The 13,018-nt window shown below is 40.5% G+C and carries 12 protein-coding genes; 8 read left to right on the top strand and 4 right to left on the bottom strand.

Annotation, left to right across the window (positions count from 1 at the left end; genetic code table 11):
* Positions 1-128: 128 nt before the first annotated feature.
* The 3 genes from G4P69_RS29210 to priA all read right to left on the bottom strand — a co-directional run bounded on the left by G4P69_RS29210 (position 129) and on the right by priA (position 4,149).
* Positions 129-656, bottom strand: a complete 528-nt coding sequence (locus G4P69_RS29210) for a hypothetical protein (RefSeq protein ID WP_208352932.1) — start codon at positions 654-656, stop codon at positions 129-131.
* Positions 640-1,056 carry a hypothetical protein gene (locus tag G4P69_RS29215; RefSeq protein WP_208345368.1) on the bottom strand — a complete coding sequence of 139 codons (417 nt, stop codon included), beginning with the start codon at positions 1,054-1,056 and terminating at the stop codon, positions 640-642. Before G4P69_RS29215 ends, G4P69_RS29210 begins: the two co-directional genes overlap by 17 nt.
* A gap of 576 nt (positions 1,057-1,632) precedes the next feature.
* The gene (gene priA, locus G4P69_RS29220; protein ID WP_208352934.1) at positions 1,633-4,149 is read right to left on the bottom strand and encodes a primosomal protein N'; all 2,517 of its coding nucleotides are present in this window, start codon (positions 4,147-4,149) and stop codon (positions 1,633-1,635) included.
* Between the two features lie 1,067 nt (positions 4,150-5,216).
* On the opposite strand from priA, the gene G4P69_RS29225 reads away from it, so the two are divergent.
* From G4P69_RS29225 to G4P69_RS29240, 4 genes are all read left to right on the top strand, one after another.
* Positions 5,217-6,386 (top strand): RpoD/SigA family RNA polymerase sigma factor, encoded by a 1,170-nt coding sequence (locus tag G4P69_RS29225; protein WP_208352938.1) that lies wholly within the window; start codon positions 5,217-5,219, stop codon positions 6,384-6,386.
* 164 nt (positions 6,387-6,550) lie between these two features.
* On the top strand, positions 6,551-7,054 hold the full coding sequence (locus G4P69_RS29230; protein WP_208345371.1) for a GNAT family N-acetyltransferase: 504 nt from the start codon (positions 6,551-6,553) through the stop codon (positions 7,052-7,054).
* A gap of 91 nt (positions 7,055-7,145) precedes the next feature.
* Positions 7,146-7,484, top strand: coding sequence for a cytochrome c6 PetJ (petJ, locus tag G4P69_RS29235; protein WP_208352940.1), 339 nt, complete (start codon positions 7,146-7,148; stop codon positions 7,482-7,484).
* 165 nt (positions 7,485-7,649) lie between these two features.
* Positions 7,650-7,946 carry a hypothetical protein gene (locus tag G4P69_RS29240; RefSeq protein ID WP_208346759.1) on the top strand — a complete coding sequence of 99 codons (297 nt, stop codon included), beginning with the start codon at positions 7,650-7,652 and terminating at the stop codon, positions 7,944-7,946.
* 3 nt (positions 7,947-7,949) lie between these two features.
* Here G4P69_RS29240 and G4P69_RS29245 read toward each other — a convergent pair whose 3' ends face one another.
* A complete protein-coding gene (locus G4P69_RS29245; RefSeq protein ID WP_208352943.1) occupies positions 7,950-8,315 on the bottom strand; it encodes a hypothetical protein in 366 nt (121 codons plus the stop codon).
* Between the two features lie 565 nt (positions 8,316-8,880).
* Here G4P69_RS29245 and G4P69_RS29250 point away from each other — a divergent pair.
* The 4 genes from G4P69_RS29250 (at position 8,881) to G4P69_RS29265 (ending at position 12,847) form a co-directional block, all read left to right on the top strand.
* The gene (locus G4P69_RS29250) at positions 8,881-9,798 is read left to right on the top strand and encodes a putative selenate ABC transporter substrate-binding protein (RefSeq protein ID WP_208352945.1); all 918 of its coding nucleotides are present in this window, start codon (positions 8,881-8,883) and stop codon (positions 9,796-9,798) included.
* A complete protein-coding gene (locus tag G4P69_RS29255; RefSeq protein ID WP_208352948.1) occupies positions 9,795-10,547 on the top strand; it encodes a phosphonate ABC transporter ATP-binding protein in 753 nt (250 codons plus the stop codon). Before G4P69_RS29250 ends, G4P69_RS29255 begins: the two co-directional genes overlap by 4 nt.
* 42 nt (positions 10,548-10,589) lie before the next feature.
* Complete coding sequence (locus tag G4P69_RS29260; protein WP_208352950.1) at positions 10,590-12,236, top strand: PhnE/PtxC family ABC transporter permease; 1,647 nt, start codon at positions 10,590-10,592, stop codon at positions 12,234-12,236.
* Between the two features lie 167 nt (positions 12,237-12,403).
* The gene (locus tag G4P69_RS29265) at positions 12,404-12,847 is read left to right on the top strand and encodes a hypothetical protein (protein WP_208352952.1); all 444 of its coding nucleotides are present in this window, start codon (positions 12,404-12,406) and stop codon (positions 12,845-12,847) included.
* The last annotated feature ends 171 nt before the right edge of the window (positions 12,848-13,018 follow it).

A 13,018-nucleotide genomic window follows, 5' to 3' on the forward strand; every position in this document is an offset into this window, starting at 1 on the left:
TTTCGTTCAAGCACTATTAATTCCTACCCCATATCTGATGATTTGTGTCAATGAGTAAGTCCTAAAACCAATAATCCTTCTGACTCCTGAATTCTGACTCCTGACTACTTTATTAACGTCCGAGATCCTCATCTTTGTGTCTTCTCCAGGTAAAGACGGACTCCCTCACCCACTTGTTGGAGATTTGGTTCAATTGTTTTACCAAGGAAATCTTCAACTGCACGTCCTAGTGGCTCCACGAATAGAAACGGTACATTCTTTATTTTCTTGGCGTCGATTATGAGTTGTCCTCGACTTTCTATAACTGTACCCCCGTCTTTTTCAAGGAAACTATTTTTCCCGGTGCAATTAACTGCTTCAGTAAATACGTGTGTCTCAGTCCGCCACACAGTGGTAAAATCAGAATCATTCCAACTAGCAAAATCTGTCCAGGAGAGCATAGTCTCACTGAGTACAGTACGTGCTATCGAGGGGATCTCTCCACCACCATGCCACTCATTGACAAAGTTAATCAGTCCATTCTCCTCGCGGCGAGACTTGACATCGATCTGGCGCACATTTGGTAAATAAGAGACAAGTTCCACAAGTTTATCGCGGTAGGTAGCGTATACAAGGGGGCGTGGGAAAGGGACGTAGGTATTAACCGAGATAATCATTCCGGGATTCCGATTCGTTTGTGCCGTTGTTAGGCAAGTAGTCAGAGCAGTTGAGAGCTTCTTTCGTTAAGACGTTAGAAGGTTGTACTGCACAATTTAGATAATGGTTATCGTTAAAAAATTGACAGTTTCTACAGGGAACTTGCTTAAAGCGGTTGGTATTCAGTTTAGCATTTTGTGGAAATTTTCGGCGCACATTCGATGGAAAAATCAAAGCACCAATTGCCACAACAATCATGAATAAAACTGGAATGAATAAAACTGGAAGTAATTGTGTTAGTTCAATAGGTGGTTTAGTCGCATGGTTGCCTGGAACTGAACTAACTTTATTTTCTGTTATAATATCAGGCTTGGAATTCGTTTTTGCTAAAAAATAACGAAAAAAATGTGAACTATACATATAAAAAATCTCCAGTTATCAGAGTCCCCGTTACTTTTTTTATCATGTACACGCGTTTTCTAGCTTAGAAAAGTCTCTTTTTTATTGTTACTGAATTACAACAGATTGCTATAAAAAGAAACTATGCTTGGGAGCGTTACTCAGTTGGTGTTTTAATTGTTAGAGGAAAGAAGACCTATATGCACTGTATATCTGCTGGCAAGTCTCTGTTTTAAATTTTTATAAGAATTTCAGCATCCTGATTCTAATCATAATATTCCTCATTCTTTTGTTTAGAGAGAACAGGGGAGCAGAGAACACGCGGCAGGCTTCCGCCGTGAGCGTCAGCCGAACGGGAGCAGGGGAACAGAACGAAATGTTAACTTTTCATTCGTCAAAGTTCAGGTTAGTTTACAAACCATCTTTTGGTTTCCCTCAGCTTCTATCTGCCGCCTTGTACTTATGCTTTTGGTTAAGCGCACAGGGGTTTGGTAAAATAATTATCTCTGCTGCTTGATGATACTGAATTCTAAGAGCTAACGTCCAGTTGCTAGATGAAAAGCCCCAAACCCATGTGAATAAAACTGTGGAGCTGATTCACATGATGTTTAGAGGATCTACATCAATTGTTAAACTGACAGACGGAGGGCAAAGGGCTCTAACTTCTTCCCAATCTGGTAATTGTGGTAAAGCTTGTGAACTGAACTTGAGCAGTATTTGCCAACGATAACGATTAGCTACTCGTAAAATATTTGCAGGTGCTGGTCCAAGTATATCTAATCCATTGTGGTTACTTAAAGTTGTTGCTATTATCTGAGCAACATTTTGCACTTGGCTTGGATCAACGCTACTTAAGCGTAGTAAAATTAACCTACCATAAGGCGGATAATTTAGGGCTTGTCGTTGCTCTAATTCATCTTGAATGAAAGACTGATAATCGTGGTTCTGCACTGCTTCAATTACGGGATGTTCTGGGGTGTAAGTTTGGATAATCACTCTTCCTGGATCTTCTCCTCTACCAGCACGTCCAGCAACTTGAGTCAGAGTTTGAAAAGCTCTTTCACTAGAACGATAGTCTGAAAGATGTAACAGTCCATCAGCTGCAACAACTCCCACAACAATCACTTGAGGCAGATCTAATCCCTTAGTCAGCATTTGGGTACCAATTAATAAATCTGCTTCTCCATTGGCAAATTGAGTGAGTAGTGTGCGGTGTGCGCCTTTAGTACGGGTGGTATCGCTATCAAAGCGAATAAAGCGCAAGTCAGGAAACTGCTTTGCTAATTCCTGTGCTACTCGTTGAGTACCGCTACCAAAAAATTTTAGGTAAGGCGAACCACATTCCGGACAGTTTCGCGGATGCGATCGCCCAAAGTTACAGTAATGACACCGCAATAATTCCGGCGCACCCTCTTCAGTATGGTGGTACGACAGCGATACATCGCAGTGAGGACACTCTATGACATATCCACAGCTACGACAAGAAACAAAGGTACTGTGTCCTCGCCTATGGATAAATAAAATTCCTTGCTGATGCTTTTGTTGCATCTGCTGTAAAGCATCTTGAAGCGAGCGGCTAAAAATCGACTTATTCCCCTCCTGCAATTCCTGTCGCATATCCACCACCTCCACCGGTGGTAAAGGACGAGAATTTACCCTTTCCGGAAGCGACAGATAGTACGAAGATAAGGAAGCCCCCTGCTCCCTGCTAAGAGCTCCCTCCTCGACACTCACCCAACTTTCTAACGAAGGGGTTGCTGAACCTAAAACAAGAGGACAGTTTTCTAACTCGGCTCGCCATTGGGCGACGGTACGAGCGTGGTAGGTGGGGATGGGGGAATCTTGTTTAAAGCTGCTGTCGTGTTCTTCATCTAGCACAATTAAACCCAAGTTTGGCAAAGGAGCAAAAATTGCACTTCGCGTGCCGATAATAACCTGGGGTTCTCCTGCGAGCATTTGTCGCCACGTGTCGTAACGTTCCCCATCGGAGAGGGCGCTGTGATATACACTAACTTTCTTGCCAAACCGAGCATGGAAACGATCTGTTAGTTGAGGTGTTAGTCCAATTTCTGGTACTAGTACGAGGGCGGATTTTCCTTGGGCGAGTATGGGCGCGATCGCTTGCAAATAAACTTCAGTCTTTCCAGAACCGGTTACCCCGTGCAGTAGTACAGTAGCGTAACTATCTAGCTGAGTAATTCTTGCTAATGCCTGTGACTGAGATGCATTTAATGGCTTTGGTTGGTCAAAAGCTGATATCTTACCCTGTTCGGTTCGCAGGATTTCTCGTTGTTCTATGACGATACAGCCTTTTTCTTCTAAACCTTTCAAGGTACGAGTGGTTGTTTTACAAACTTCTAAGAACTCGTTTAACCACAACTCACCACCATGACGCCGCAGCACATCTAAAATTTCTTGTTGGCGCTTGTTAAGGTTAATGGGTGGCACATTAACAATTAACGTTACCATTGGTTTTGTTTGAGGTCGAGAGTGCCTGGGTAATTCCAAGTAGTTTTCTACCCAACCGCATTGCAGTAATTGCTTTTTTCCCCATTCAAATCCTTTAACTTGACGTTTAAGAAATTGAAAGCTATAATCCCCATTTGCTTGCGATTGGAGGATTTTTATTATTTGACGAGCCGCTGCACTTAGGAATTCTTCTGCACCATTGGGAATATTTTGTGATTTCAGGCGAAGACGGCGTTGCGATCGCCCTAATAACCCTGGGGGTAAAGCTACCTTTATCACCTGAATTAGGGGTGTGTAATAGTAGGACGCTATTTTATGCAAAAGTTGCCAATAGGTTGTTTTAAAGAACCCCCTACTAACCACATCTTCCACATCTCTGATTTTGTCTAGTGGTAGATCTGATGGCGGTTGTGTTACAAAACGAATAGCTATCCCTCCTAACACTTGCGTCCCAAATGGCACACTTAAAATATCACCTGGTTTGGCTTCTAACTGAGATGGCAATCTATAAGTGAATAAACCTGAACTTCCAGGACAGTCCACTAGTACTTCAATCCACCGATTTTCGCTTTTGTTCAGCTTGTTATAGGAACTATGAGATTCAGCAACCGCCAAGGGAGACAACTTTACGGTATTGATATACATAAATTTATGACTTCTTAGACAAATAATTTCCCCACATAGTTTTTCAATATTAACCTGGGTAATTAACCAAGGAGTCAAAATTCAGAATTGAGAATTCAGTTGAGAATCTAGTACAGCGCGGCGTAAATAAGCATACTATTCAAAATCTCTGAAAAGCCTACGCTGTATTCCTAACAGAATTTTGAATTTTGAATGAGCGAATTGTGAATTCCGCCTTGCGGTACCAGCTCCTAGATTTCAGCAAGGGCACGGCTGAAGACGCTTTAGTTATGTTGTCCCTGGCTTCCGAGTACTGGATTGTTTTTGTGGAACTCTAGCTCTATAGATCGCTTTACTGAAAATGTATTTCGTAATACTGTCCTAAGACATAATACTTGATAAGTTTCCTCTTATGTAATCCAGCCAACAAATTTATGTTAACGTGCCATGAAAAAGATTTTTTATGCCAGTTTGCCAAAATTATTCGACACCAGCTTTTACACGAGCTATTCTTTATTTACTAAGTAAGGAAGAGCACTTTTCCCCCTATTGGTAGATATTCACATCTTTCAGTATGTGAGATTCTTTATCAAGAGAACACATTGCTGAAGTTTGACGTGCAAAAGAAATGGTATAATCAGCAGAGAATATATTAGCAATAAATTACACGCCCTAAACTTATTTAGAAATTTTAAAAATTACTAGTGCGGATGAGAGACCAAAACGTGGAAGATTACATGAATGTTTAACAATTAGTAGATAAGTTAAATCTATTTCTTGTGCATTGTTAAGAATTAGAAATTTTTGTTGAGGAAAATAACAGATATGTATAACGAGCCTGATGAGGAATTTTGAAGATGTTAATAATAGTATTGGTAGTTGTGAATCTAATCTAGCCGTAACGAATTAATCAAGTCATGAAAAATGATATTGATTGATGTATTTTACCACCTTAAGATTCCGTGTAAGACAGATAGATACAAGATTCTTTTAAAGGTAGATGATTAACAGGAATTTCTATTCTGCTAGAAAAAATGCATGAATTCCTGATAAAATCTTAGTTCTCGTAGATATCCTGTCACTCAGATATGTACCAAACAAAGCAACAATCCTTAGAGGAAACCATGAATATTGCTGAATTGGGAACAATGGAAATGATAGAAACTGCTGTTGATAATCAAGAACAATCTTTCAACAGATTAGATGTAGTGGCAGATGAAGATTCCCCAATTATAGAAAATCTGGAAACAGACGAGCGTGATGGGGATGCGATGGCCGCAGCACGGCCTTCCGGTTACAATAAAACTGAGCATGATGATGCTGTAGGGGCATTTTTTAAAGAAATGGCTCGTTATCCGCTCTTAAAACCGGACGAAGAGGTAGAGTTAGCGCGGCGAGTGCGATTTTTAGAAGAAGTTAGAGAAATACAAGCAGACTTGGAATCTAAAGACGGAAATTTCCCAAGTAAGGCAAATGTAGCTTCTGAGTTAGGGTTGACAGAAAAGCAACTAGAGAATCGCTTGTATCAAGGGCGAGTGGCGAAGCGCAAAATGATTCGCTCGAATTTACGACTGGTAGTATCAATCGCTAAACGATATCTAAATAGGGGAGTACCTTTTCTGGATTTAATTCAGGAAGGAGCAATGGGATTAAACCGCGCTACAGAAAAGTTTGATCCAGATAAAGGATATAAGTTTTCTACCTACGCTTACTGGTGGATAAGACAAGCGATTACGAGAGCGATCGCTAACGATGCAAGAACCATTCGCTTACCTATCCACATTGTAGAAAAACTCAATAAACTCAAAAAAGCACAAAGAGAACTCAAACAACAACTTGGGCGCAACCCCACAGAAGTCGAAATGGCGGAAGCTTTAGAAATTCCTCCACAACAACTGCGCCAATTGCAACAGCTACGTCGTCAAGCACTGTCTCTCAATCACCGGGTTGGGAAAGAAGAAGATACCGAATTGATGGATTTGCTAGAAGATGAGGATAACCAATCTCCTGAAGCAAAAATGAATGAAAATATGATGCGTCAGGAAATTTGGGAAGTTTTAGGCGACGTACTCACTCCAAGAGAAAAGGACGTAATCTCGCTGCGTTACGGTTTACTCACAAGTGAGCCCTGTACCTTAGAAGAAGTTGGTAACATGTTCAATCTCTCCCGTGAAAGAGTTCGACAAATTCAAAGCAAAGCCATGCGCAAACTACGACGCCCTCACATAGCAAAACGATTAAAAGGTTGGTTAATTTAAGTACGGAAGATATAGTTAATTTTTAATTAATTTTTCCATTTCTAGTGCAGGTGCTTTGAGGTTTAGAATCAGGGCGCTTCTTCAAGACGATCATTGGTTATATCGCTGATGTTTGAAACAGGTCAATGTTGGAGTAAAATCGTAAGATCTCAAAACACCAAGCTATCACAATGTCTTCTGATTTAATTCTACGTTTTGCTCAACCAGATGATTGCAGCGTGCTTTTTGACTTAATTAAAGCGTTAGCAGAATACGAAAAGTTATCGGATACTGTTACTGGAAATGTATTAGCACTGAGAGAGCATTTATTTGGTTCAACAAAATACATTGAAGCAATAGTAGCAGAAAACACTAACAAGGTTGTAGGATTTGCCTTATTTTTTCATAATTATTCAACGTATTTAACACAACCAGGAATTTATGTAGAAGATATTTTTGTTTTGCCAGAATATCGGCAGATGGGTATTGGAAAAGCTCTCCTAACTAAGATAGCGCAGATAGCCGTAGAGCGAAATTGTGGGCTATTAGAATGGAGTGTCTTAGATTGGAACGAACCAGCACAAGCATTTTATCGTCGCATGGGAGCATCTATTTTAGACGATTGGCGGATTTGCCGAGTCGTCGGAGAAAACCTGACTGCGCTAGCGGGTTCAAACGATAAAGTTTGACAGCTTGTCATTTGACGATCAAAGGCATGAATCAGAGAATTATAAACGAGAATTCTAACGAATATGCCTTTTTTTGGAGAGTGAACACCTAATGAAAAAGATTCTTTCTGTATTATTGCTTGCCATAGCAATTTTCACTTTTTCCTTCGTTACTCCAGCAATAGCTGGAGATGCTGCTAAGGGAGCAAGCATTTTCAAAGCTAATTGTACTCAATGTCACTTAGGTGGTAAAAATTTGGTTCAAGCAAACAAAAGCCTGAAAAAAACTGACTTGGAAAAATACGGCATGAACTCGCTCGAAGCCGTTGTTGCTCAAGTTACTAAAGGCAAAAAGGCTATGCCTGCCTTCAAAGGGCGTTTAAAACCCGCACAAATTGAAGATGTAGCCGCATACGTACTAGATCAAGCTAACGATAAAGGCTGGAAGTAAAAGAGTCGGGAGCACAGGAGCAGGGGAGCAAAGGAGCGAGTAGATATCCCATGCCCCATGCCCCATGCCCCATGCCCCATTCCCCATGCCCCATGCCCCAATCCCCAATCCCCAATCCCCAATCCCCAATCCCCAATCCCCAATCCCCAATCCCCAATCCCTTCTATGAGAGCCAGAATTGAAAACGATGTCCTTTTTCTCCACCATGAAGATGTTCCAGAGTTTAAAAAATCTGGTTCTGTGGTGAGGAATAGTTATTTTTGGGCATTGCGTTCAATTGCGGGTTACTCTGGTCGTTATCGTGATTGGGAATACGAAACGGATGTTTGGCTAGCACTAACACGGATGTTATTATCGTTTAGTGAGTCTGGCTATTTGAGTTTAAAAGAAACTTTGCTGGAGTTCCCCCTGTCTCAAGGACAAATTCCAGATGTGCTGCGCCCTATTTCAACCTGGGAGTAGTTTTTAATGATGAAAGTTTTTATGTGTAGGACAGTAATCAGGACAGTTTTCTGCATCTTTAGTAAGAACAATCGAAGGTTGTACAGCACAGTTAAGATAACGATTGTTTGAATAAAATTGGCAATTCTGGCAACGCATTTTCTGCAAAGAGTTTGTCGTGACAATCATTTTATCTACGACAGATCTCCTAATTTTAGATACAACAATAAAAAAACCTGTCCAACCTATAAAAAAGCCAATAGGGAATGCAGAAATTAGTAAATCAGATGTTGATATAGTATACGGTTGTGTGTCATGCTGTTCGACAGTTGTGTGGATTTGATGATTAGAATTTGTTGTATCCAATATGCTCCGGAATGGGAAATTCATATTCTTCACCTGATTAATTTATAAAATCGTAATTATCTGACAAAATCAACTCCACACACTTCTAATTTGCTATATCTGAATTTATAGCAGAATTTAAGAGATAAAGGTCATATGTGGAAAGGGCTTTCTATTTAGCTTTTTCACTTTATTTTTGTGCTTCACTTCTGCTAATCTGTCTTATAGTCGATGACTAACAATGAGAAAAGTAGGTCATACCAATCTAATATAAAGATGCACATAATTTTACCCCCCTGTAGTCCCCCCTTGGTAAGGGGGGACGGCGTAGCCGGAGGTCGATATATGGAGCTTCACAGAAAAATGGTATCAGCACAACAAATAAATCATTATTGCTTCTTAGTTACCCTTTAGCCCTTTAAAGGTGAACTACAAATGTGTCAAGTTATTTTACAAAAATTTACAGAATTGATATAATTCTGGCAGATCTACTTATCTATATGTTTACCAAACTGACAATTCTTGAATCTCTGCCAATAGGGTTGCTTAAAAATTAACTACTATAATCCAAAAGTGATAACTTTTAATGGTGTGAAAAAATTATAAGAGAATGAAAAAACTTTTTGTATCCGGGTTGTTTCTACTTTTACTACCAATGACTAGCTGCTCGCTTGATATGTCTGGAAACACCAGCAAGAGTAGTACAAAAGAGGTAAAACCTTTAGTTACCGGGGCAATTCCTGATCAAGATCCAGAAAAATTGCAACGTCAATACACAAAACTTGCTGCTTATTTACAAAAAGAACTTGGTGTTCCTGTACAATATAAACCAGTTACTGATTATACAGCAGCAGTGACAGCTTTTAAAGTTGGAGACTTAGACTTAGTATGGTTTGGGGGATTGACCGGAGTTCAAGCGAGGTTACAAGTACCTGGTGCGGAAGCGATCGCACAGCGCGATGTGGACGAAAAATTTCACAGCGACTTTATTGCTAACAAGAAAAGTAATCTAAAACCATTAAAAGATATTGCTGATCTTAAACAACTAAAAGGACGTACCTTTACCTTTGGTAGTGAATCTTCCACCTCTGGCCGTTTAATGCCACAATATTTCTTAGAGAAAGCTGGCTTAAAATTAACAGATTTTAAAGGTGAAGTTGGCTTTTCTGGTGACCATGATAAAACGATCAAGCTTGTAGAAGCAGGAACTTATGAAGTTGGGGCTGTTAACGAAAAAGTTTGGTTAAAGCGTGTTTCTGCTAAAGAAGTAGACTTAAACAAAGTGCAGGTTATTTGGCGCACTCCAGCTTTCTACGATTATCATTGGATTATTAACCCTCAAGTAAAACAGCGCTACGGTGAAGATTTTACTAAGAAAGTGCAAAATGCGTTCTTGAAACTAAATCCTAACGTACCAGAACAAAAAGAAATTCTTGATCTATTTCAAGCACAGAAATTTATTACAACTAAAAATCAGAACTACAACCAAATTGAAGAAATTGGTCGAGGAATTGGAAAAATCAAATGAACACACCTTTACCAATTTTTGAACTGAAAAAAGTTACAAAACAATTTGGTAGTTTCCAGTCTCTCAGCAATATCAACTTACAAATATATCCCGGAGAAAGTGTAGCGCTTATTGGTTCTAGTGGTGCGGGTAAAAGTACCTTAATTAGTTTACTGAACAGAACACTACAGCCTACTGAAGGGGAGGTGTGGGTACTTGGTCGTAATTTAGCACGTCTACGTTCTAAACAAGTGCGGCAAGTACAGAGGCACATTGGTACGATTTATCAGCAATTTCATTTAGTAGACAACCTACAAGTCATTCACAATGTGAATGCTGGGCATTTAGGACGTTGGTCGTTTTTGAAAGCTGCTGTTTCACTAGTTTATCCCTTGGAGGTTGAATCAGCAATCAAGGCTTTGGTACAGGTAGGAATTCCAGAAAAGCTGTACGAACGGACTGATCACCTCTCTGGTGGAGAACAACAACGAGTCGCGATCGCGCGTGTCTTAGTACAAGATCCCGCCGCTATCCTTGCTGATGAACCCATCTCTAACCTTGATCCTGAACGTGGTAGAGAAATTATGAATCTGTTATCTCGATTGAGCCGAGAAAGTGGAAAGACTTTGATTACAAGCGTTCATGCTTTTGAATATGCTCGTAGTCATTTCCAGCGCATTATTGGTTTACGACAAGGACGCATTTTGTTTGACGCACCTCCGCAGGAAGTTTCATCCTCAATGGTTGAGGAGGTGTATAAGAGGGAGTAGGGAGCAGGGGGAGCAGGGGGAGCAGGGGGAGCAGGGGAGGAGATGAGAGAATTTTTTAAACGGCCTTCACTACTTGTAAACTGGAAGAGTGTATGGGGGTTACTGTTTGTTGTATCTGTTGTTTGGTCATTAAAGGTAGCTCATATATTTCAGGGAGATTTAATCAATACAGGTGGTTGGAGCCTTGTTTTTCGCTTCCTTGTTGCTGCATTTTCACCAGATTTTAGCCCGGAATTTTTGCTAATAACTTTAGACGCAACTCTGAAAACTCTTGCTTATGGGGTGTGCGGTACTTTTTTTTGTATGGTTATTGGGCTAGTTGGGGGTGTTCTATCTTCTTTTGTTTGGTGGAAATCAAGTTTATCTGGGGATTTTCAGGTTTATTGGCTGGCGGTAAGGGGAATATTAGCAATTCCTAGAGCGATTCATGAACTTATCTGGGGATTGTTTTTCATCAATATTTTTGGACTTGATCCGCTCGTCGCAGTGCTGGCGATCGCTATTCCCTTTGGAGCAATCACTGCTAAGGTATTTTCTGAAATCTTGGACGAAACTTCTCATCAGCCTTTACTTGCATTACTTAATAGCGGGGTTTCCCCCTTGAATGCTTTTACTTATAGTCTCATCCCCCAAGCTTTGCCCAATTTAGTTTCCTACGGTTTTTATCGCTTCGAGTGTTCAATTCGTTCTGCTGCTGTCTTAGGTATTATCGGCGCTGGAGGATTAGGTTATCAAATTTTTCTTAGTCTTCAGTCACTGCATTATGAGCAAATGTGGACTTTGATATTTGCTTTGCTGTTGTTAAGTGGTGGGACTGATTTTTTTAGCGGGTTGTTGCGCCAGCGTTTGGGTTTAGCTAGTCGGTTAGATTTGAATGTTCTTAATATTAAGCGACAAGTTCCCCTACACCGCGACTTAGTCGTGAATCTTTCTTTAATAGGGGGTGTTGTTCTATTAATATTTTCTTTTTGGTATATCAAAGCCGATTTTACAAAACTTTGGTCACCGCGAACTATCCAACTTTTGTTTAGAGTGATTCACGACGCATTTCCGCCGGATCTGAGTCAGCTAAGTCAAATGTTTACTCTTAGTGAGCAAACCTTGGCTATGTCGATTTTGGCAAGCACTGCTGCTGGTTTAGGTGGGATTTTGCTTTCTTTTCCAGCAGCAAGAAATTTAAAAAAAGATGAAGATATGGGGGGGCTGAGAAAGATATCATTCTGGGTTACCCGTTTCATTCTACTTTTCATGCGTGGTATTCCAGAACCAATTTGGGCGTTAATTTTTCTGTTTGTGTTGTTTCCTGGGATATTACCAGGCGCGATCGCTCTCGGTTTACACAATTTAGGTATTTTAGGGCGATTGATGGCTGAAGTGATAGAAAATTTGGATGAGCGTCCAATAAATTCTTTGAAAGCTTTGGGTGCAAGTTCTTCTCAAGTCTTCTTATACAGTATCTTACCTCTTAGCATTGGGCGTTTCCTAGCTTACATTCTTTACCGCTGGGAAGTTTGCATCCGTGCTACCGTGATTGTGGGGTTAGTAGGAGCTGGTGGTTTAGGACGCCTCCTCACTGAACAAATCAGCAGCTTTGATTACAAGGGTTTACTAACCACTTTAATAGTTTTTCTAGGCTTAACTTTTGTAGTAGATATTATCAGTGCCTTACTGCGACGGGCTTTGAGGTGATTTTTGTAGCAATACTCACCTTAAATACGGAACTATACTTGATGGAGAAAAACCGCATAATCTGGGTGATCTTAAATGAGGAGTCAGAATTCAGAATACAGCATTCATCATGTATCTGACTTCTGGCTCCTGACTCCTGAATTCTTTTTGTTAAAGGAAGATACTAGGTGGCTCACACTTTTCTACTTGAACCGGGACGTTGGACTTTACAAGGAAGCTGGTTGGAACGTCATACTATACCAATCAGCGTTAAGGGTATAACTTTAATTGTTTGGAACCGGGATAACTGGTTTACTATGGCGACAAAGCTGATGTTTCCAGACAGCGATCGCGCAGAAATTGCTTTGCAATACAAAGGACACTTAGATCGCGGAGAACGTCAGTATTCATTTTTACTTCAACATAATCTTCTGGGACAGGTAGAAGGTGAGGGTTGGGTTGGTCCAGAAGCTATTATTCAGCATTACTGGGTACTAGGAGATCAACAACGTCGTAGTGGTTTTGAGACACTGCGTCGAGTTTCAAATAATACATATCATCTCGTTGGGAGTATTATGGCTGGTCATTTTTTAACCAGTACAATCGAAGCAAGTCTCGAAAGACATCATTGAATCAGTTATCAGTTATCAGTTATCAGTTACCATGACTCCTGTGGGATAACTTGTAACTCAAAAGTGGGCATAATAAGCAAGCAGTTAAGTGAAGATGAAGCAAATTTTGCTACCCCCTCACTCCCCCTGCCTCCCCTGCTCCCCCTGCCCCCCCTGCTCCCCCTGCTCCCC

The sequence above is a fragment of the Aetokthonos hydrillicola CCALA 1050 genome, assembly GCF_017591665.1.
GTDB lineage: Bacteria > Cyanobacteriota > Cyanobacteriia > Cyanobacteriales > Nostocaceae > Aetokthonos > Aetokthonos hydrillicola.